Origin of the sequence: Streptomyces sp. NBC_00316 (assembly GCF_036158715.1) — a bacterium.
Lineage (GTDB): Bacteria > Actinomycetota > Actinomycetes > Streptomycetales > Streptomycetaceae > Streptomyces.
In genome coordinates this window covers 633281-649803 of record NZ_CP108024.1, presented here as the reverse complement: position 1 = coordinate 649803, position 16523 = coordinate 633281, and the positions used below count along the sequence as shown (strand labels likewise).

Sequence of the window (16523 nt, the reverse complement as noted above, 5' to 3'; positions counted from 1 at the left end):
CTCCATGAGATCCGAGCCGCCCCGTTCTTGGGCAGGAGCCGTCAGCTGGCCGACTTCCGTACGGCGATCGTCCGTCCAATCTTGCCGAGCTGTGTCTCGATTTCTTTGACAACCAGCATCGCGGCCTCAGGATGCTCATCGACGGCACGTCGAACGGCCGGGCGGCTGACCGCTTTTGCAGCATCCGTCACAGAGGCGAGGGCTTGCATGAGCCGGCGTACGTCCTCGGAATCGGTCGGGTCAGGCCTCTGGCTGCCTCCCACACCCGCGGACTCATTCGCCAGAGAGAGGGCCGCAGCTGTCTCCCGGGCCGGGACCTCCGCAAGGCTGCCGGTGCCGCTTGCTTTGGCAGGTCCCGAAGCCTTGAGGATCCCGCGGACCGCCTGTACGACATCTGCGGGTACCGCGCCTGAGGGAATGGCTGGCAGTTGCCGCACCACATCCTTCAGCGCGCTGCTTGTCACGCGCCCGCCGTCACGTGCCAGGGTGTCGTAGACGGCCACCGCTGCGTCCTCGCCGTGGCTCTTGGCGACGGGCGTCAGCTCACGCACCTGGGATTCCCTGGGTCGCCAGCCGAGACCGGCGAGCGCTTCTCCTATACGCCACTCAGCCATCAGACGTTGGGAGTGCGACTCGGAGATTTCCCAGTTGATCCAGATGAAGTCCGCGAAGTTCGGCACACCGGAGTTCCGGTGCAGGTTGCCGGTTTTCATCGTTTCCAGAGCCTTGCCGGCGATCCAGAAGGCCTTGTGGAGGTTGTCAACCCCTGCCTTGCACGCCTCGAAGGTCTCCTCCTCATCGGAGCTGAGCTCCCCTTCGCCTGCTGGGGGGCGGGGGAGTGGAATCGACTCGAGTGTCGTGCCGACCGGTGCCTTGATGACCACGCTTGCGTCTTGGACAACGCCCGGGTAGCCACGTCCCATCAGGCCGGTGCCCGTGCTCTGAGGCGTTTGCGGCTCGTCGTCGCTGAACAGGTCGCCGCCCATCAGCCTGTTGCCTTTCTGCAGTGCTCGAAGATTTCGGTGGTCAGGGCCCGCATGTCGTCTGCCAGACCCACGATGGCGTCGGGTACGACGTCCGCGACCTTCGCGCGGCCAGCGGCCACGTCGTACCCCTTGGCGCTCATTGGAAGGAGCTCGGCGTACTCGGAGAACAGGAGGCCCTTTTTGCGTGAGTTGCGGGCCGGCTTTTCCCGGTAGCCGACCACGGTTGAGAGGATCGGGGTCGTGCTTCCGAGGACTGCGCGGATGTCCTCCTTCACTTCTGCGTGCATCGACGTTGCGGTCGGGTTGGACGCATAGAGGAAGGCGCCTCCGACGCGCAGGTGCGGGTTCACCTGGCGGCGCACCATCTTGAAGTTCCGGGAGATGCGCTCCATGCCCTGGATGGAGGAGTCATCTGACCGGGTGGGTACCACCAGCACGCGGGCCGCGGCGACGGCCAGTTGCTCGAGCGAGTCGTTCTCCGGAGCGCTGTCGATGACGATCTGGTCATACCAGCCGGCGATGGGTGCCAGTGAGCGGGCCAGAGAGAGTGCGACACCGGCACTTTCGGTCATCATCCGGTGCATCAGCAGCTGGATCAGCTCGCCCACGGTCTCGCCGCCCGGCACTACATCCAGGTTGGGGCGCACTTCACGGACGGGCAGAAGGGGTGTGCGGTCGTAGACCGCGCGATACAGGCCCTGCCCGTTTATGACGGGCGGACCAGCAGGGTGGATACCTCGGCCGTATCGCTTGATGCCAAGGTCGTCATCGTCCTGGCTTGTCAGGCAGATCAGCAGCGTGCGCCGGCCCTCTGCTGCTGAGGCGCCGGCTAGATGTGCGGCGATCGTGCTCTTGCCGACGCCGCCCTTGCCCGTGCCGATGACGACGCTGTTCGCTGGTGGGTCGATCAGTTCCAAGGGATCGTTGAGCACCGGAGTCGGCCTCCTTGCGTACCCCAGATCCGCGTCCGGACAGGCGCGGTACGCGCATCCTGGCACACTGGAATCCGTGCAGGGTGCGGTATCGAGGTTGGACTCCCCAATTGGGGAGTCCAGGCCAAAGGCCGGTTCTCCCAAGGGTTCGGCGGGTGGCAGGCGCAGGGCGAGAGCGTGAACGAAGGTCCATCCCGCCGTACGGGAGACCATGGCCAGGATTTTTTTGGCCGTTGCCGTCAGTCGGATCGCGCCGCGTCCCTGCAGTGGGCCGTGCACATGCTGCGCCACGATGCCGCTCAGACCATCACGCACCCGTCAGCACGTCGAGGACCTGAGCCGTCGGCCGGACGGCGTCGAAGGACTGGTAGACCGTGTGCAGGGGCCGGCACCACAAAGTATGGAAGAGCACTGGCAGCACGGCGATCGGGTCACCGATCGTCCGTGTCCCTTCCAGCAGGCCCCGCGCCTGGTGAACACGGCCCCAGCGCAGCAAGACTTCTCGGCCGGCTCCGTCCGTAGACGGCAGCGTGCCCCGCTCCCTCCCACCATCGGCAGGGGAACGGGGCACGCTGGATGTTGAGACTGTCCTCAGACCTGCTTGTTGGGCAGCGCCGCCTTGTCCAGTTCATCGAGCCTTTGCAGCATCAGCTGGCGCTGCTCAGGTGTCATCTTCCGGAACACCAGCTCGGCAACAGCGTGGCCGTCGTACCACGGCATCTTGATCGCTGGTCGCAGCGGGCCCGAAGAGTCTGTCGCCCTGGGAACGAAAGGAGCCGGTGTTTCGCCGGCGACGTCAGGTTGGACTCGCGGTTCGGGTAGGGGGCTGTCCGCCACATTGAGCTCTTGAGGCATCTCAGGCTTAGGGACTGCCGGTGCCGGGGGAGAGGCAGACTGGATTCCCTCCGATGTGGATGTACTCACCTCCGGTGCTGCGTCCTCGACAGTGGGCGATCCCGCAGACTCCTGCGAAGGGCTCGGCACAGTCTTTACCGCGGTAAAGCCATCGTGGGCGGCAGTAGGAGGCGTCGGCGCCTGTTCCGTGGAGCGGCGAATTCTGGGGCGTTCTCTCTCCTCCTCACGCTCCAACGCACGGTCGTGCCAGGCCCTGAGCTGGTCATCGTGAGGAAGCTTCACCAGGGTGCGTGTCTCGCGGACCGGAAGATCCCCGCTGCTCACCAGCGCTTGGAGTTCCGGGGCCAGGTTGAGCAGGTACATCTGCTGAGTTACCCAGCCCCCGGACTTGCCGTAGTGCTCGGCCACTTTGGCCTTGCCGCCGAGCTCGTCGACCATGGTCTGGATGCCGAGTGCACGCTCTATCGGATCGAGGTCCTCCCGGTCGTTGTTCTCGGAGAGGACAGCGTCCAGGAAGTCCGCTCGAGACTTGGCCACATCGTCATCGATGACAACCTCAAGGGTGCCGATACCGGCGGCCTGGGAGCCTCGATAGCGTCGCTCGCCGTTGGCAATGACGTAGCGGGCGGTGCCGACACTGTCTGCTTCGCCCTCCCACAGTTTGAGGTAGGCCTCGCGTGTGACAGCGACCGCCGGCTGTAGCTGCTTCTTCTTCAGCTTCAGCCCGAAGTCGAGCAGGTCTTCGTCGCTGCCGAAGTTCCGACGCGGGTTGAAGCGGGTGGGAACCAGCTGGTCGAGAGGAATCGTGCGCAGGCGACTGTCGGGAGCTCCGACGGTGACGGCTCCGGTTGCAGCGGCCACGGCTTGCCGCCGTGCGCTGACGCCCTGGGTGCTGCCGAATCGTCCGGTGCCGAGCTGGCCGGCCTTACTCATGAGACCTCCCGTGCGAGCGCCCGCATGGCAACTGCTTGCTGACTTCGTGGTGCGTACGCGAGCAGCGGGCGTTTCACGCGGACGGCTTCCTTCTGTTCCTTCAGGTCTCCGATGAGGCCGACGACTCGCGGATCCTTTATGTCGACCCAGCCTTGGAGGGAGGAGGTGGCGATGTAGCCGCGGCGTGAGTCGTAGAGGTTGACGACGATGCCGAGGTAGTCGATCTCGATGGCGAGGTCGTTGCGGAGGTCTTCGAACTGGGCGGTGAGGAGTTCGTAGGCGTCGGCGCTGCTGTCTTCGGCCTGGACCACGATCAGGGCACCGGACTGGCCGGGTGCTTCGCCGTCGCGGCGCCGGCCGTAGTAGGCGGCGGCGTCCATGCTGAGGCCGAGGCTGGGCGGGCAGTCGACGAGGATGACGTCGTAGTCGGCTTCGAGCGGTGTGAGGGCGCGCTCGAGGGCTGCTTCGCGGGCGCGGACCGCGGAGAGGCGAACGTCCAGGAGGAAGGCGTCGTTGCATGCCGGCAGCAGGTGCAGGCGTCCTTCGAAGGTCTCCTCGTCGATGGAGACGACGAGGTCGCGCAGGTCGCCCTTCGGGTCGCCGGCCATGTGGTTGGTGAGGCTGTCGCCGCTCATGGGCAGGGGAGTGGCGCCGAGCTGGTTGGTGAGGTGGCACTGCGGGTCGAAGTCGACGAGCAGGACCCGCAGTCCGAGGCCGGGCAGGTTCTCGACGTCGAGGGGGCTCTCTTCGCCGGACGCGGCCGCGAGCTGTTTGGCGATGCGTACGGGGTGGAGGGCGTTGGGGTCCTCTGCCAGAGCTTCTCCGGTTCCAGCTGTGATCGCGGTCTTGCCGACGCCGCCCTTCTGGTTGCAGACGATGACGCGCCGCGTGATGGCAGGGCGCTCGATGTGGGGGGCAGGGTTGGTGTCGAGCCACAGCTGTACCGATTGGGCGAGTCCCTGAATGAGGGAGACTCCGCGGTCGGTTGCAGCCTGCCGAAAGGTGTCCCACTGGCCGTCGGGCAGGAAGGTCGCGAAGGAGTCCGCGCCTCTGGTGTCGATGGTCTCGAGGCTGGCTGCGAGGTCGCACCATGCGGCGATGCCCTGCTCGACCGCGGTCTGAATCTCGATGCTGTGCTGGGCGGCTCTGACCTTGAGGTTCTGCCGGAGCCATCCCGGCAGCTTCGAGACGACCTTTTCGCGGTCGTTGGCTGGAGAACTCATGGGGGACACCTTACTAACGTTCAAGGTCGGTGGTGGCATTGATGCGTTAGTAGCGTCCTCTGCGTGTCGGGGGAGTCGGCTTTACCGCGGTAAAGCCGCCCCGTGTTCAGTCTCATGGTTGTCCTCAAGGTGTGGGGCGATCGGGGACGGGAAGACCGGCTCACCGAAGTGACTGTGTCCATCAGGGGCGGCGACGGCCACTCGTAGTCAGCGGCGTATGTGCTGTGCCGTCATGTGCTCGTACCGGTGGGCGGATTCTTTACCGCGGTAAAGCCCACGGCAGTCGTCAAGCGACATCGAAGGTACGGCGGACAGGTGTCCCGCCTCAGATGATCTGGACTGTGGGCAGAGCCGCGACCTGCGGCGACCAGATCGCTTGAGACGCCTGGACGCCGAGAATCTCAGTGGGTCTGTCCCGGGCGCTTGGGTGCCAGTTGCTGTCTCACTTGCTGTGGTCCGACCCCGCCGTGGCGAACTGGCCCGTCTCGGTAGGATCTCTTGATCATGGATGTGGTCGCGGGAAACGAGATGGTCGCCATCCCGCCGGGGCAGGTCACGCTGTCGGACCGGCGGACGCAGCGCAGTTGGTCGGTCGAGCTTGCGTCCTACCAGCTCGCGGCGTTCCCGGTCACCCAGGCGTTATATGCACAAATCACCGGCCAGCGGCCGAGCACCGCCCACGGGGACCAGTTGCCCGTCGAGTGCGTTTCCTGGTGGGACGCGGCACGGTTCTGCAACGCTCTGTCCCTGCGCGACGGGTTCACGCCCGCCTACCACCTCCCCGCCGACAGCGAAGGCATCGAGTGGGACGCATCTGCCGACGGGTACCGGCTGCCGACCGAAGCCGAGTGGGAGCACGCCTGCCGTGCCGGTACGACCGGTCCGCAGTACGCGCCGCTCGACGAGATCGCCTGGTACCGCGGCAACTCGCACGAGCGCATCCACGCCGTGGGCGGCAAACACCCCAACCCGTGGGGTCTTTACGACATGCTTGGCAACGTCTGGGACTGGTGCTGGGATGTCTACGACGCCGAGGTCTACGGCACCTACCGAGTGCTCCGCGGCGGTGGCTGGTTCGATGAGCACTGGAGTTGCCGGGCCTCTGCGCGGCGCCGCAGCCACCCGACATTCCAGGTCGACGACGTAGGGTTCCGCATCGCGCGCTCCGACGTGTGACGACCGCTTCCGCGCGTCGTCGAACGTGACGTCCGTCGCCTCCACCAACGGACGGCGCACCTTTCCCGCACACGGAGAGACCGGACAACAGGCTGGTTGTCCTGTCGCTCGCTGCTGCCACCTTGTTCCGTCGTGGACCATCAGATCGACTGACGACACGCGGGATCGGCCCTGGACCGGTCTCACCGAAGCTTGTCGACCGTCCTGTTCTCTCATCGAAGTGTGGTCATCGCTAGCAGGTGCCCTGTGGAGCAGGCCGCGTACCCTCGGCTCCGTGCCTCGCCATCCGAAGAAGCCCCGCCGGCTGGTCGCCGACGGGCGCGCGTACCTGTGGACGCTCCGTCACAGCCACTGCGTGCTGGACAGCGGCCGGCCCGCGGACTGCCGCGAGACCCTCACGCTGTACCCACAGCCGGCCGGCACCGCTGGCCCGCTGCGCATCGTCTTCGCCGAGGGCCCGGGCCGGTACGTCCCGGGCGGGGCTCCCATGGGCTCCGGGGACGTGGGGTACGTCCGGGGCAGCACCCTGAACCTGCACGAACCGGGGGCCGTCCGTGCCCTGCTTGACGCAGCGTCGGCCCGCGGGTGGCAGCCGGGGGAGCGGCGGGCGGTGGAGGTCGACGGCTGGCCCCTGCTGGAGGCGGCGGCCGCCGCGCGAGCCGGGTACGCCGGCCCTGCGGGCCCGTAGGGGGCTCCGGCCTCCACTGGGAACCAGCCCAGTTCGGTTCACTGATCCCGGTCAGGCGACTGAGGAACTACTTCGGCGCCCGCCCCGGCGTGGATACATCTGGGAGAACTTCAACGCCGGCGTTGCGGCGGCGCTGGACGGCCGGCCAGAACAGACTCAACGACGGCTCGCGGTGCGGGAGGAAGAGCCCCATTGCGCCATGGATCCGGGAAGCGCAAGAGACGGCCCGACACGTGCACGACCTTGCCGCGGTCCCGCTGGCGATCCGCACCTGGGTCCAAGCCGCGATCGCCTTGTGCAGGATGAACCTCTCGCTCGGAGAACCCGCAACGCCGCTGAGCACGCTCTACGCCTGACTTGATTGATCCTCGGACCGGCCCACCGCGCCGTGATCGAGTTCGGTGAGACTGGTCAAACTCCGTTGAGACGGGACACCGATCGGGGACGTGTGGACCGGCTCGCGGAAGAGTCCGTGTGCATCAGGGGGCGGCTACGGCCACTCGGGCTCAGCGACGTTCCACGTGTGCTGTGCCGTCATGTGCACGTACTGGTGGGTGGATTCTTTACCGCGGTAAAGCCTGCGGCGACTCGTCAGGCGACGTCGAAGACGTGGCGAACAGGTTGGTTCTGCCGCCGTGCTGGTACGTGAGGGCGGCCAGGGGGTCGGGGCTCTGTTTGGCACCGGGTTGGGGCTGCTTGACCAGGCACCGACGAAACTGGTCGAAGGAGCCCTGGTGGAAGACGGCCCACAGCGATCTCCTGAAATGCGGTGGCGGAAGCCGACAGGGGCATGTGGCGGTTCGGCCCATGGGCAACTCCAGGGCGTATCCCATTTTCCAGACCACCGACGCGTCGGCTGCATACGCGCAGGCCAAGCGCCTGTGCGCACTGCTGGCGGAATGCGACGACGAGGTCGGGCTCTTCGCCGAGCTGCGGACGGTCACGGACGTACGGCAGATGGCCGCGGTCGTGCCTGAGGCGATCTTCAACTATGCGGATATGCGTACTGGTCCAGCGGGTGAGGACATCTGGTTCGATCTCGACGTGACGACGACGGACGACGCCTCACTGCAGCCGCACCTGCCGCTGGACATCATGGAGGACGTCCCGACGGCGAGCGTGGAAGAACGCTTCGTAGCGGCTCTTGGCCAGGGCATGACCGCCATCGACTGGCATGGCTTGTGGCCGGACGAACCGGAGGCGGACCGATACGGCGTGGCCAAGTACGACGGGGTCCAGATCGTGTTCCACGGCGATCATGCCCAGTGGGACAGATGGACTGAGCACCACACTGTCTTCGTCCACGTGGACAAGTGGGGCGACCTGCCTCGAGCCCAGAAGCTCGCCGCGCACATCGGCAGCGAGGTCCTTGGCGAGCCACAGCTCGGATGGTGATGGCTCACTGAAGAGGAGCCCTGACCGGTAGTCATCGGCAACAGTTGTTTACCTCTCTTCCAGCAGCGGGAGCCGCGCACGCCACACGTCCTGCGGCGGGTGCCCCGTCTCTGCAGAACACGGGCCGGCAATCCAGTGAGGAGAGCCATGTATGCAGTGGTTCGGCGGTACGAAGGGGTGACCGATCCGGCCGAGGCGGGGCGCCAGGTGAACGAGGGGTGCGTGGCGCTCCTTCGCCAGGTCCGAGGTTTCGTGGCCTATTACTGGGTCGATGTCGGGGCGGGGTGATGGTCTCGACGAGCGTCTTTCAGGATCCGGCCGGCGTCGAGGAGTCGACCGACAGGGCGGCGGATTTCGTACGGGACCGCCTCGCCGCCCTGCTCCCCAGCCCTCCCCAGGTCACAGCCGGCGAGGTCGTGGCCCATTCGTAGCGGCCTGCCGGAAAGTGGCACGGCAAGCCGCCATCGAGGCGGGCGGCCCCGACAACATCACGCTCACGGTGGTACGCATCGGCGAGTAGTGGCCTGCAGAAGCGGGTGTTTTTCATCCTCAACGCCGCACGTCAGTCCCTGTTCGGTGCCGCAGAGCCGGAGGCTGCTGTTGCGGAAGTGCTTCGTGAGCGAACCCGAACGGCAGCGACCGCAAGCGTCGTTCGGCTTGCGAAGCCCGGGACACGGCGGTTGAGCTTGATCCAACTCTTCATTCGGTGCTAATTCGGTCCTGCCGAATCAAGGGAGAGCGCCGTGCGCCAGCATTACCCCTTCTCATTCCGTCATTCCTGTTCCTCCCGTTCTTCTCGTTCAGGCCTACGGGCCGCCGTCGGAGCCGTCGCGCTACTCGCGCTCGTTGCCCTCGTGGCCCCGGCCGGCCCTACAGCCGCCGCAGACCACCGCCAGCTGCCCTCGGCGGACCCCGCGGCGATCCGCAACTGGAACGCCATCGCCACCGAGACGATCAGCGCCAACCTCGGCCCGACCCGCCCCTCCGGGCAGGTGGCCGTCTGGCACGGGTTCGTCTCCGCCGCTGTCTACAACGCCGTGGTGGGTATTCAGGGCAACTACGCCCCGTACAAGTGGCGGGAGAGCGGCCCCGCCACGGCGTCTCCCGAGGCGTCGGCCGTGACTGCGGCACACCACGTCCTGCTCGCCTATTTCCCTGCCTCGCAGGCCCAGCTCGACACCGCGTACGCCGCCTCCCTCGCCGAGATCCCCAGCGGCCCGGCGAAGGACCAGGGCGTGGCCTTCGGGGCACGTGCTGCCGCCCACATCATCGACCTCCGCGAGGGCGATGGCCGGTTCGTGGACGTGCCCTTCACCAAGCCACCCGCGCCCGGCGTCTGGCGCCCCACCCCGCCCGCCCGGCTGCCCTTCATCGACACCTGGCTCAGCAGGCTCCGGCCGCTCCTGCTCACCTCTCCTGCCCAGTTCCGGCCCGGCGAGCCGCCCGCCCTGTCCTCAGCCCGCTACGCCCGGGACGCGAACGAAGTGAAGACCATGGGCGCGAGGACCGGCTCAGGCAGAACCGCGCACCAGACCGAGACCGCCCTCTTCTACGGGGGCAATCTGATGGCGCAGATCCAGACCGCCCTCCGCGACCATGCTGCGCGGCATCATCTCGGCATCGCCGAGACAGCGCGGCTGTTCGCCGCGGCGGACACAGCGGCGACCGATGCCGTCATCACCGCGTGGGATTCCAAGCTCCGGTACGGCTTCTGGCGGCCGATCACGGCAATCCAGCTGGCCGACACGGACGGCAACCCCGCGACCGAAGCGGACCCTCTGTGGGAACCGCTGCTCATCACGCCCCCGCACCCCGAGTACGTCAGTGGCCACACGGCGCTCACGGGCGCCGTGATGCGAGTCGTGACCGGGGTCCTCGGCACCTCGCGCGTCGACCTCGACGTTCCCTCCGAGGTCACCGGCACCACACGGCACTACGAGTACGCCGACCAGCTCAACGAGGACATGATCAACGCCCGTGTGTACGGCGGAATCCACTTCCGCACCTCGGACGTCACCGGATGCCAGGCCGGCAACCGCATCGGCACCTGGGCGCTCGCCCACTACTTCCAGCCGCTGCGCACGGGGAACGCGCAAGCATCGCAAACCGCTCAGCCCGCTCAGCCGAAGTGTCCGCGCGGTGGCGTCGGAGACGCCTCGTAAGCCCCTGGTCGGGCGGGCGCCCGGGCCCGACCAGGGGGAGCGTCACATCGGCATCAGCCCGTTCCGTAACTGGGGAGCGCGCGGGAAGTTCTTACGCTCAAGACCTTGCGCCGCTGACCCACCGTTGCCCGGCCTTGAATGCAGCCCCCCGGCTGATGGTCTGCCTCCAGACACGCCCCGCCTATCGGCGGGGCGTTCGTCATTACCGCCCTTCCTGCCCTTGGTTCCGCATGCCCTGAATCGGAGATCCTCGACGACCTGGACGGTCCCGCTTTCCGGAGGCTGCACTCGTGCTGGCACACCGTCATGGATGGCGGACTCCGGCCGGAATCCGTGGGCGGCGTCGTGACCCGCGCCGGCGAAACCGCTGGGATCGAGATCCGGTTCACCAGCCGCAGCCCGCCCGAGGGCTGGCCAGCCTCCGGCTGAATGAGGCAGCAGGAACAACGACTTCACGCAGGCCCCTGGTGACCGCGTACCTCGCCACGCTCCAGTTCGAGGCGGACGGGACAACCGTCATCGGCGCGTGGACCGACCGGGCGTTGTGCTGTGCGGAGCTCAGGCCGCCCGCGGAACCTCCCTAAAGAGCTCCAGGCACGCGTCGATCCACTCGTAGCGGGCGTCGAGCAGGTAGACGAGGAACAGGCTTCGGCGCGGATGACGCCGTACAGGCAGCGGGCGCCCTCCTCGTCGACCTTGGCGCCGGTGCACCAGCCGTCAGTGAGTAGGCGGTGGTGGGCGCGACGCAGAAGGGCTGCGGCCGGCGCCGGGTACGGGGTGGGCGACGGCTGGAGTGTCGGGGTCAGCGGAACGGTGACGACGTCGCCCAGGTCGACGGGCCAGCCGAAGGAGTTCGCTGACCTGCTGAAACGCGGCCTCTGCGGAGTGGGAGTCCCGCGAAGGAGTGTGGAGTTTCCCGATGAACCGAGGTATGCCGATGTCGTCGGTCTGGGTGTTCAAGGCTGGTTCCCAGATTGGGAACCGACTGGAATACTTCGAGTGTGGTGAGGAAGATCGAGAAGGCCGCTGAGAAGCCCCGTCCGAAGCGCCCGCCGATTCGTCTTGGGGAGATCAAGACTGGACGGATCGTGAACCGTCTGCGGGAGCTGCACGAACTGGGTGATGATCCGGAGTTGGAGCGGTTCCCGGCCTCGGAGGAGTTGTTCCTCGTGCTGGAACACGCGCAGACATGGGTCAGCAAGCTGAAACAGCCGAAAGACTGCCCGGTCAATGTGGTTGGCGAGACTGCGGTGCTGCGCGCGACGTTGTGGCAGTACCTGCGCGAGCAGGCCGATGCCGGACAGTTGAAGGCGATCGAGGACGGCCGAGCCGCCGGCGTGCCGTGGGACCACTTCGCCGAAGCGCTGTGCGTGACCTCCAAGCAGGGCGCGTACCAGAAGGCTCGGCGGCTGAAGGCCGAGCAGGTCCGCGAGCCTGGCGAGCGCCGCACGCCCGAGGTCGCCCGCCAGCACGAGGACCGCGCGGCCGCCGAGCAGCGGGCCGAACAAGCTCTCATGCTCGTGCAGGAGCGACGCTTCCCCGTCGCCCGGCAGATCGGCCAACTGCTCCTGGAGCACCGCGACGGCATGGTCCTGGACACCTGGGCGACGTACTGGCTCGGCGAGATCGCCGAGACCCTCGACGACCGCGACGACCCGGCCAAGCGCGCACGTTTCACCGGGTGGGTGGAGAGCCTCGTCCGGGCCATCCACGGTCATGCCAGCGAGCGCAAGCAACCCCCCACCACTACAGAGGAGGCACGTCGGGCCCTCGCGCTAGCCACCGAGTTCACCTACCAGGAGCGCCCCAAGATCCCCGAGCAGGTCTCGCATTCCCGGACTGGGAACCCGCCACGGCACGAGCGCCGACGAACACGCGGTGGACACCCGGCTGGTTGATGGGCTGCCTCGCCTGCGCGGGAGCGCAGCGGCGAGGTTCCTGCAGAGCATGCATGCGGTGTCCCGGCGGTAATGCGGGTCTTCGCACCAGTCGAGGAGCAAGGGCCGGGTGGGGCTGGTCATGTTGCGGTGCCAGGCGGTCCTTCGCGGTGGCCGTTGACGCTGTGCGCCCGCGCATGGTGAGGGCGGGCCTGGACGATGACGCCCTGGTGCTGCCCTTGTACATGGCCGCGTCGGCGGCGCGCATCAGTGTGTGCAGGTCAGTGCTCCCGATGCCGGCGGGAGTGGCGGCACCGAGGGAGACAGCGAGCGGCAGCAAGCCGTCGCTGTGGGGGACCGGGCGGGTCACGAGTCGGGCCAGGTGCTCCAGGCGTAGTCCCCGGTGTCGGGGTTCGATGCGGGCAGGGGCAGCGAACTCGTCTCCTCCGAGGCGGCCCCTGCGATCCCGTGGCGTCCCACCCCCCTGCTGAGGGGGCCGGAACGGCGGTATCAGCGGCGCCGCTATCTCCCACAGCCCGTCAGGAACCAGGTGAAGTTCGAGATCCATAGCCACGACGGACGATCATGTCTCAAGGCGGCTGCGCGCCGATGCCTGCCCGTCCTCAGTTGACCTCTCGCACTCTCGCAGCGGTCCGCTCGGCGAGCTCGCGGATGCCGTTCGCGGCGTTCTCCGAGAGTTCGCCGAGTATGGCGTCGGCGGCCGTGAGGAGGGCACGGGTCTCCTCGGGGCGGCCCGCGTCGGCCAGAGCGAGGGTGAGCCGGTAGTGCTCCTCGGTGATGAAGCGGCCGAGGTTGACCTGCTGCCAGTAGCGCAGTGAGTCGTCGCCCGGGGCGGCCAGGGCGTCCCGCACGGCGGCCAGGCTGTCCGCGGCTTGCGACAGCTGGCCCGCCTCCCGCTCCAGGCGGGCCAGGGTACGCCGGGCCGAGGCCCGGTCCCATGCCGTCTCCTGAAGGGCGGCGCATAGGCGCTGGGCGCGCAGCGCCTGGGTAAGGTCGCCGAGTTCCTCGAAGTCCCGGGCGAGCCCGCTCAGCGGAGCTGTGGCCAGGGTGCGGGGCGCCTCGGGGCGGCGGAGTCTGCTCTGGTCCATGAAGATGTTGTCGAGTTCGCGGATCAGCGTCACCTGAACGAGGCCCGTCATCCCTTGGTCCCGCGCCAGGTCGGTCCATGTGGAGACCGGTTCGTCCGACGGGTCCGTGCCGAACATCGACTCGTCGAGCGCCCGCGCCCACTGTTGCAACTCGTCCGCGCTTGCCCCCGGTTCCGGCATCCCGCCCAGGCCGCACGCCGTGTCGAAGTCCGTCTCCCGGACCTCAAGCAGCAGCGGCAGGTCTCCAGTGTCCCCGCGCAGCCCCACCAGCACGGCCGCGAGCTGTAGTTCGTCCGTCATCGATGACTGTGTCTCGTGCCGCAGCAGATGCCGCAGCAGCTCCAGATCGCCCTCGGCGCGGTCGAACTGCGCGCTCCGCAGGGTGATCCGGCGCCGCACCGGGTCCTCGGCGACTTCACGCCATGCCGTGCGGTCGCCCTCCCTCAACCGGGCGAGATCGGCGCGGCCCGCCGCGAGCACTGGCTCCCACAGCGGGGGACCGGCCGGGCCTATCCGGTCGTACGCGCAGCCCTCATCCGCGTTGAGCAGTACAAAGTCCGGCTCGGTGCGCAGCAGCGCGGCACGCAGCCTGCCCACCAGCTCGACCGGGGAGCGTTTCGGGAAGCCCAGCGCGCTACGGAGCTCGGCCCGCTCCTTGTCAATTCCGTAACACTCACGGATCTCGTCCTCGGTCTCCGCGACGCACGCCAGGATCGTCTCCTCGCCGTCGTCTGGTGACAGACGTGTGTAGCCGCGCCAGCCGGGCAGGCCGATCACGAGCTCCAGGGTCTCGTCGACACTGGAGCCGATGATCCCCGCGGCGCCCTCCGAGTCGGCGTAGAGCACCGAGCCGTCCGCGCACACGAAGTACGTACCGCCGGTGTCGTCCCCGGCTACCGTCTCCAGCGGCCCGCCCGAGGCGAGGCGGACCTCCTCGACATGGCCGTGGACGGCGCGGTCCAGGTCGAAGTCGAAAGGGAAAGCGGCCAGTTCGGCCAAGCGGCGGTCCTGCCGCAGCAGCCGAAGCGCGTGATCGGTCATGTCGGGAAAGTAACATCGTCCACTGACAACGGACTCGCGGCCTCTGTAGGAAGCCCTGCGGTTAGGTCCTCTCGTTTGGATCAAGATGGGGGCGGGAGCGGCGGGTGTTTCCAAGGTGGCAATCTGGGGTGATGCAGCCCTGGAGCCCATCTGTTGAGAACGATCTGCGGCATCTGCTCAATGAGTGGGATTCGCTCGGCGTCGCCGACGACATGCAGGACGAGTACGACTGCATGCTCGCCCCCATGCTCCAGCGGCTCCATGGCGGTGCCAACGAGACGGAGATCGTGAGTTCCTGCGGCACGAGCTGGAGGAGCACTTCGGTCTCGATCCTTTTGGCCTACGACCGGAAGCGATGGCTACCCAAGTGATCGCCTGGTGGACAGTTGCTGCGTGGAGCTCAGGCAGCCAGGCGGTGGCTGGCCGGGGGAGCGGTGTAGTTGGTCGAGTCGGGCTGGGGTGCCGTCGTGGCATTCCAGGCATGAGCCGGTCGTCTTGAGGGGTATTGGCGGAGTGCACGTGTTCCGTAGGTGCTGTAATCCGGAGCCGGGCGTGCCCCAGAGCCCTTGGTGGGCGGGAAGCTTGCTGGTCGCCCACCAACCCCGTAAGGGATGCTGCACGCGTGATTGAGCGAGATGCCGCGGTTCGGATCGTCGAAGACGAGCTCGAACGCGACTACCAGCGTGAGCTGTCGGTGGGACTAGACCCAATACCGGTAACTTAGGGCGTTTTTATCCGCTTGACCCGTTTGGGTTTGGTGGCATTGACAATGGTGATGGCCGGGGCGGGCGGGTGTTCTGCACCATGGTGGGCTGCGCGTTTGAGGGGCCAGTTGGCCATTTTGCGTTTGATGACACGGGGGTTGGCTCGGCGGCGTCGTGGTGGCAGGAGTCGTTCGAGGAGTTCAGCGTGGGTTGCTTTGACCGCACGGGCGAGTCTGCCGGGGGAAAACGCCGCCTGGTCGGTGACCTGGCGGCGCACGACGCGCAGTGAGCGAGTGAAGGAGATCCGGTCGGGATCGTGGTCGGCTTGTCGAGCGGCCTGGTGCATCAGACGCCTGATGGCGTGGTGGACGAGCAGGAAGCCATAGAGTTCCTGCTCGGCTCCGTCGGGGTGCTGCGAACGCAGCACCAGGTGGGAACCGCCGAGGTGGGTCTTGATCTCGTCGAGAGTGGACTCGAACTCCCATCGCTGGGCGTAGAGTCCGGCCAGTTCCGCGGCTGGGGCCTCGTCCGGGTCGAGGACCGTGGTGAGGAGCCGGTAGACGCCCTCGTGGCCGGCGATGGCGTACTCCACCGCGCGTGCCGGGACCCCGCGACGGACGTGATGGATGTCGCTGCGGTCGAAAATCTCCGTGAGATAAGAACCGTCCGGGAACTGCTCGACCACGGGCAGCACGAGGTCCTTGCGGACTCTCCACAGCAGGTCGGCTCCGGTCGCAGCGGCTTTGCACCACAGGTCCACGCTGTAGAAGCCACGGTCAGCCAGCAGCAGTATCCCCGGCCGCAGGGACGGCAGGACCGCCCGGGCCAGGGCCTGCTCTCCGGTCCGCAGAGGGCCGATCGCGGCGTCGCAAACGGCGTGGGTGCCGCACTCCACCAGGCCGACCATGCGGATCTGCGGGTAGCCGACGTTCTGCTCGCCCCGCCCGGAACGCGGTGGACGGCCGAACGCCTCCACGTTCGCCTTCGTGTCGGGCAGATCGAACGTGGTGCCGTCGATCGCGGTCAGCCGCCAGTCTCGGTAGAAGGCACCCTGAGTACCCGGTGTGGCAACCGGACGGCACACCCGCGCGAACAACTGCCGCAGCGGCGCCACCCCCAACCGTGACCTGGCTTTCCAGATCGCCGCCGTACTCGGCACCGCCCACGACGCACGCCAGCGCCGCTCACCCTGCAAACCCATGGTCAGCAGCCGGGCGACCTCCTCGTAGCTCTGCCCCGAGAAAAGGCACATCGCCAGCACGAAGTAGACCACCAGCCGGGCCGGCAACAGCCGGTTTCGCTGCTGCACCCGGCCCGTCTCCGCCAACACCTCGTCCACGAGCCGCGCAGGAAACGCCTGCGTCAGCACCCCGACCGCGACCCGGTCCGACAGACGCTCACCAGATGACTTCAGCTGACCCGCTCTCGGCATACCACCAGCA

Annotated in this window: 15 protein-coding genes and 1 pseudogene; 8 read left to right on the top strand and 8 right to left on the bottom strand. The window is 67.5% G+C overall.

Translation table 11 applies throughout. The annotated features are described in order from the left end of the window. Positions 1 to 41: 41 nt before the first annotated feature. The 5 genes from OG878_RS41930 to OG878_RS41910 form a co-directional block, all read right to left on the bottom strand. The gene (locus OG878_RS41930; RefSeq protein WP_328891947.1) at positions 42 to 986 is read right to left on the bottom strand and encodes a hypothetical protein; all 945 of its coding nucleotides are present in this window, start codon (positions 984 to 986) and stop codon (positions 42 to 44) included. Next, entirely contained in the window at positions 986 to 2233 is a 1248-nt protein-coding gene (locus OG878_RS41925; RefSeq protein WP_328891946.1) for a ParA family protein, read from the bottom strand. Before OG878_RS41925 ends, OG878_RS41930 begins: the two co-directional genes overlap by 1 nt. Then, on the bottom strand, positions 2226 to 2414 hold the full coding sequence (locus tag OG878_RS41920; protein WP_328891945.1) for a hypothetical protein: 189 nt from the start codon (positions 2412 to 2414) through the stop codon (positions 2226 to 2228). Before OG878_RS41920 ends, OG878_RS41925 begins: the two co-directional genes overlap by 8 nt. Before the next feature lie 95 nt (positions 2415 to 2509). Beyond that, the gene (locus OG878_RS41915; protein WP_328891944.1) at positions 2510 to 3706 is read right to left on the bottom strand and encodes a ParB/RepB/Spo0J family partition protein; all 1197 of its coding nucleotides are present in this window, start codon (positions 3704 to 3706) and stop codon (positions 2510 to 2512) included. Next, positions 3703 to 4929, bottom strand: a complete 1227-nt coding sequence (locus OG878_RS41910; protein WP_328891943.1) for a ParA family protein — start codon at positions 4927 to 4929, stop codon at positions 3703 to 3705. Before OG878_RS41910 ends, OG878_RS41915 begins: the two co-directional genes overlap by 4 nt. 504 nt (positions 4930 to 5433) lie before the next feature. On the opposite strand from OG878_RS41910, the gene OG878_RS41905 reads away from it, so the two are divergent. The 6 genes from OG878_RS41905 (at position 5434) to OG878_RS41880 (ending at position 10350) form a co-directional block, all read left to right on the top strand. Beyond that, complete coding sequence (locus OG878_RS41905) at positions 5434 to 6105, top strand: formylglycine-generating enzyme family protein (RefSeq protein WP_328891942.1); 672 nt, start codon at positions 5434 to 5436, stop codon at positions 6103 to 6105. A 274-nt stretch (positions 6106 to 6379) separates the two neighbouring features. Then, positions 6380 to 6793: a hypothetical protein gene (locus OG878_RS41900; protein ID WP_328891941.1), complete on the top strand. Its 414-nt coding sequence runs from the start codon at positions 6380 to 6382 to the stop codon at positions 6791 to 6793. 807 nt (positions 6794 to 7600) lie between these two features. Beyond that, entirely contained in the window at positions 7601 to 8188 is a 588-nt protein-coding gene (locus OG878_RS41895; protein WP_328891940.1) for a hypothetical protein, read from the top strand. A gap of 147 nt (positions 8189 to 8335) precedes the next feature. Further along, the gene (locus tag OG878_RS41890) at positions 8336 to 8476 is read left to right on the top strand and encodes a hypothetical protein (RefSeq protein ID WP_328891939.1); all 141 of its coding nucleotides are present in this window, start codon (positions 8336 to 8338) and stop codon (positions 8474 to 8476) included. Continuing rightward, positions 8476 to 8619 carry a hypothetical protein gene (locus OG878_RS41885; RefSeq protein ID WP_328891938.1) on the top strand — a complete coding sequence of 48 codons (144 nt, stop codon included), beginning with the start codon at positions 8476 to 8478 and terminating at the stop codon, positions 8617 to 8619. The genes OG878_RS41890 and OG878_RS41885 overlap by 1 nt, the downstream gene beginning before the upstream one ends. Positions 8620 to 9042: 423 nt before the next feature. Further along, on the top strand, positions 9043 to 10350 hold the full coding sequence (locus OG878_RS41880) for a vanadium-dependent haloperoxidase (RefSeq protein WP_328891937.1): 1308 nt from the start codon (positions 9043 to 9045) through the stop codon (positions 10348 to 10350). A gap of 452 nt (positions 10351 to 10802) precedes the next feature. Here the strand turns inward: OG878_RS41880 and OG878_RS42580 are convergent, their stop codons facing one another. After that, positions 10803 to 11099, bottom strand: coding sequence for a DUF6197 family protein (locus OG878_RS42580; RefSeq protein ID WP_443049321.1), 297 nt, complete (start codon positions 11097 to 11099; stop codon positions 10803 to 10805). Between the two features lie 252 nt (positions 11100 to 11351). On the opposite strand from OG878_RS42580, the gene OG878_RS41875 reads away from it, so the two are divergent. Beyond that, complete coding sequence (locus tag OG878_RS41875; RefSeq protein WP_328891936.1) at positions 11352 to 12248, top strand: hypothetical protein; 897 nt, start codon at positions 11352 to 11354, stop codon at positions 12246 to 12248. A 602-nt stretch (positions 12249 to 12850) separates the two neighbouring features. Here OG878_RS41875 and OG878_RS41865 read toward each other — a convergent pair. Beyond that, positions 12851 to 14377: a hypothetical protein gene (locus OG878_RS41865; protein ID WP_328891935.1), complete on the bottom strand. Its 1527-nt coding sequence runs from the start codon at positions 14375 to 14377 to the stop codon at positions 12851 to 12853. 131 nt (positions 14378 to 14508) lie between these two features. Between OG878_RS41865 and OG878_RS41860 the strand changes: the two genes are divergently transcribed. Further along, positions 14509 to 14748, top strand: coding sequence for a hypothetical protein (locus tag OG878_RS41860; RefSeq protein WP_328891934.1), 240 nt, complete (start codon positions 14509 to 14511; stop codon positions 14746 to 14748). Between the two features lie 571 nt (positions 14749 to 15319). Here OG878_RS41860 and OG878_RS41855 read toward each other — a convergent pair. Then, a pseudogene (locus OG878_RS41855) lies at positions 15320 to 16513 on the bottom strand (IS4 family transposase); the annotation flags it as partial. Between the last annotated feature and the right edge of the window lie 10 nt (positions 16514 to 16523).

Bases quoted from the DNA above. Each gene is read 5' to 3' on its own strand.
- OG878_RS41930 (WP_328891947.1), bottom strand. From the start codon at position 986: ATGGGCGGCGACCTGTTCAGCGACGACGAGCCGCAAACGCCTCAGAGC.
- OG878_RS41915 (WP_328891944.1), bottom strand. From the start codon at position 3,706: ATGAGTAAGGCCGGCCAGCTCGGCACCGGACGATTCGGCAGCACCCAG.
- OG878_RS41910 (WP_328891943.1), bottom strand. From the start codon at position 4,929: ATGAGTTCTCCAGCCAACGACCGCGAAAAGGTCGTCTCGAAGCTGCCG.
- OG878_RS41905 (WP_328891942.1), top strand. From the start codon at position 5,434: ATGGATGTGGTCGCGGGAAACGAGATGGTCGCCATCCCGCCGGGGCAG.
- OG878_RS41895 (WP_328891940.1), top strand. From the start codon at position 7,601: ATGGGCAACTCCAGGGCGTATCCCATTTTCCAGACCACCGACGCGTCG.
- OG878_RS41890 (WP_328891939.1), top strand. From the start codon at position 8,336: ATGTATGCAGTGGTTCGGCGGTACGAAGGGGTGACCGATCCGGCCGAG.
- OG878_RS41885 (WP_328891938.1), top strand. From the start codon at position 8,476: ATGGTCTCGACGAGCGTCTTTCAGGATCCGGCCGGCGTCGAGGAGTCG.
- OG878_RS41865 (WP_328891935.1), bottom strand. From the start codon at position 14,377: ATGACCGATCACGCGCTTCGGCTGCTGCGGCAGGACCGCCGCTTGGCC.
- OG878_RS41860 (WP_328891934.1), top strand. From the start codon at position 14,509: ATGCAGCCCTGGAGCCCATCTGTTGAGAACGATCTGCGGCATCTGCTC.